Origin of the sequence: Alteromonas sp. MmMcT2-2, assembly GCF_022348305.1 — a bacterium.
In the GTDB taxonomy this organism is placed as follows: Bacteria; Pseudomonadota; Gammaproteobacteria; order Enterobacterales; family Alteromonadaceae; genus Alteromonas; species Alteromonas macleodii.
This window is the reverse complement of the sequence record NZ_JAKRFA010000125.1, coordinates 1-1163: the sequence shown is the minus strand read 5'-3', so window position 1 is coordinate 1163 and position 1163 is coordinate 1. Positions and strand designations below refer to the sequence as shown.

The window sequence follows — 1163 nt, the reverse complement described above, 5'->3', positions numbered from 1 at the left end:
CAAGTTCATTAGCCCAAGTTCATCGAACCAACTGTTTGGCATCGCGTAGCTTGCTAAAGGACTGCGTGCACTGCACCAGCTCGTCATGTTGATGTGAGCGAACTTGCCTTTATAACCATGCTGTCGTAGCCAGCGATGGAGGCGGCTCGCCTTCTTCCATAACTTAAGTTGGATGCTGCGCAAGCGCCGTCTTAGCCAGCTTGCTATTTGCTTAAATGCCCTTTTAGCATTGGCTATCTTGAAGTAGTGACTGAACCCCCTGAGTAGTGGGTTCAGCGCATTAATGACTGACTGTAGCGGTATTCCGCCATTGCGTCTCGTCATCTGCTTTAGCTTTGTCTTAAACGCGGTCAGTTTCTTGGGTTGTATGCGGGTATGTTTCGTCCCAATTTCAACACCAAGGAATTTCACGACTGCTACACAAGATAAGGATGTCATCAGCATAGCGCACTATGCGGTGCCCACGTTGTTTCATTTCCTCATCGAACGCATCCAGATAGATGTTCGCTATGAGCGGACTTATTACCCCACCTTGCGGACTGCCTGTTTCTGTTTGCTGCCAATGTCCATCTACCATCACCCCACTTTGTAAGAACTGAGCAATGAGACTCAGCACGCTACCATCACGAACCCGCCTTTTGATGCTCTTAATGATAAGCGTATGGTCCAGCTTATCGAAGCACTTCGACAGGTCCATATCCACCACGTGTCGCCGTCCGTATCGACGGATGAACATCGTGGCTTTATTGATGGCATCGTGACAGCTCCGCTTCGGTCTATAACCAAAGCTTGATGGATGGAACTGCTCTTCGAAGATGGGGGTAAGGAGGTCATTCAAGCATTGTTGAACCACTCTATCCCTGACTGTTGGGATACCCAATAGACGCTCACCGCCCCCGTCTTTCGGGATAATGACCCGCCTTACCGGTTGTGGTTGATAGCGTTTGGTTTTGAGTTCAAGAAGAAGCTGCGATAGTTCATTATCCAGATTTGAGGCAAACGCATTCAGGCTCTGCCCATCTATTCCGGCCGCACCTTTCGCTTTGAATACCTTTTTAAACCCTTTGAACAGCCTCGCTTTATTAAGCAGGTGACCGTACAAACTATAATAAACCCGCATACTTCCTCTCGAAGATAGTGTGCTGTGTGGGGGCCGATACTTT

The 1163-nt window shown here is 48.7% G+C and carries 2 protein-coding genes; both read right to left on the bottom strand.

Annotation, left to right across the window (positions count from 1 at the left end):
• Positions 1-324, bottom strand: a 324-nt coding sequence (locus MHM99_RS21140) for a group II intron maturase-specific domain-containing protein (protein ID WP_275445643.1), incomplete at its 3' end; no start/stop codon positions are given.
• A 67-nt stretch (positions 325-391) separates the two neighbouring features.
• Positions 392-1163 (bottom strand): group II intron reverse transcriptase/maturase (gene ltrA / locus MHM99_RS21135; RefSeq protein ID WP_239220469.1); only part of this gene is annotated, 772 nt, incomplete at its 5' end.